At 41.9% G+C, this 1813-nt stretch carries 3 protein-coding genes; all 3 read right to left on the bottom strand.

Features of this window, described 5'->3' with window-relative positions; all coding sequences use genetic code 11:
• Window positions 1-516: ATP-binding cassette domain-containing protein (locus MV676_RS07200; RefSeq protein ID WP_297446260.1), on the bottom strand; the 516-nt coding region annotated here is incomplete at its 3' end.
• Window positions 513-1310, bottom strand: a complete 798-nt coding sequence (locus tag MV676_RS07195; protein ID WP_297446258.1) for an ABC transporter permease — start codon at window positions 1308-1310, stop codon at window positions 513-515. The genes MV676_RS07200 and MV676_RS07195, both read right to left, overlap by 4 nt.
• A gap of 10 nt (window positions 1311-1320) precedes the next feature.
• Window positions 1321-1813: ABC transporter permease (locus MV676_RS07190; RefSeq protein WP_297446254.1), on the bottom strand; the 493-nt coding region annotated here is incomplete at its 5' end.

Raw genomic sequence — 1813 nt, 5'->3', positions numbered from 1 at the left:
TTCGTCAAGAATAATGAGGCGAGGATTTAGAACAAGAGCAATAGCAAACATAACCCTCTGACGCTGGCCGCCGGAAAGCTCAAAAGGGAAAGAGTTAACCTTCTCAAACGGAAGGTCTATAAAATCAAAAAGTTCTTTTACTCTATTAAGGAGTTCTCCCTTAGAACGTTTAACACCATGAGCAGCAAACGTTTCAAAAAAGTGCTCCCTTACCTTAACGAGAGGATTAAGCGCGTTAAGGGGATCCTGAAATACCATACCTATCTCTTTTCCTCTAACCTTCCTCATTTCTCTTTCTTTAAGAGAAACAATCTCTCTTCCAGAAAGTTTAAATGAACCGTCTATCCTGCTACCCTTTGGAAGAAGCCTGATAAGTGCATGAGCTGTCGTTGACTTCCCACAACCACTTTCACCTACGAGAGCAAATACCTCTTTTTTCTCAATCTTAAACGAAACATTCCTAACTGCAACAAATCCATTGGGATACGTAATAGTCAAGCGGCTAACATCTATCATAGCTTTTCCTCTGAAAGGTAGTCTCCAATAAGAGCAAACCCAAGCACTGCAAGGAATATTGCAAGACCTGAAAAGACAAAACACCACCAGTAGTCCTGCAATATGTAGTGCTGCCCCGTTGAAAGGTCAGCTCCCCAGTCAGGTGTTGGTGGAGGAACACCAAGCCCAAGATAGGAAAGTCCTGCCTCTGTTAAAATAGCATCGCCTATTGAAAGTGCAAGAATACCTGCAAGCGTAGGTATTATAGGAAGCAAAACATAAACAAAAATTATTTTCCATAAAGGTACCTTAAAAACCTGAGCTGCCTCTACAAAAGGCTCCTTTTTAAGAGAGAGGACCTGATTTCTGACAAGTCTGAAATCGGTAGGAACAAAAGCAATGGCAATAGCTATTGCAACATTCCGTATCCCCTGTCCCAAAAACGCCGTAAACGTGATGGCAAGAAGCAGTCCCGGAAACGCATACATAGCATCCATCATGAGAACAAGAATTCTGTCAACAATACCGCCAAAAAAGCCGGATACAAGCCCCAGGAACGTACCTGCAGATACCCCTATCGCAACGGCAAGAAGAGAAACCAGAAGGGAAATCCTCGCACCGTAGAGAACCCTTGCAAAGATATCCCGCCCAAGGGCGTCCGTTCCGAAAATATGCTGCGGAGAAGGTGGCGAAAACGTTGCGTTTGAAATTGCAATTGGATCAACGGATGTAAAGTACGGGCCAAAAAGTGCAACTGCAATAAGCATAACAACAATAACTATTCCCAGGTAAAGCTGCATCTTTTTTAAACTCATCCTGCAAACCCTACTCATACTTGATTTTTGGATTCATAAGAGCACAGATAATATCTATAGCTATAGAGATAAAAACAACGATAACGGCATAAAAGAGAATAGCTCCCTGAATTGCGGGGAAATCTCTGTAACCAATCCTTTCAATAAGGTAAGACCCAAGGCCTGGCCATGAAAAAACGTTCTCAGTGAGGATTGCTCCTCCTAAAAGTCCTGCAAACTGCAAACCTATAAGGGTAAATATGGGAATAAAAGCATTCTTAAAGGCGTGGTAATAAACAACCCTCTTCTCTTTTAAACCTCTTGCCCTTGCAGCTTTCACATATTCCTTTTTAAGCTGCAAAATCATGTTGCTCCGCGTAATTCTGTATATGACGGAAAAAAGAACAAGTGATAAAGAGAAAGCAGGGAGGAAAATATGCTTAAGAGCATCAACGAATCCAGCAAAATTCCTGGTTAAAAGAGTATCAATAAGGTACAAACCTGTTATAACACGGTCAGGATCG

The sequence above is a fragment of the Desulfurobacterium sp. genome, from assembly GCF_027028515.1.
Taxonomy (GTDB): Bacteria; Aquificota; Aquificia; order Desulfurobacteriales; family Desulfurobacteriaceae; genus Desulfurobacterium_A.
Note: the sequence above shows the minus strand (reverse complement) of the source record. Positions and strands in the feature narration are given on the sequence as shown.

Excerpts from the sequence above, each read along its gene's own strand:
- MV676_RS07195 (WP_297446258.1), bottom strand. The coding sequence starts at position 1,310 with ATGAGTTTAAAAAAGATGCAGCTTTACCTGGGAATAGTTATTGTTGTT.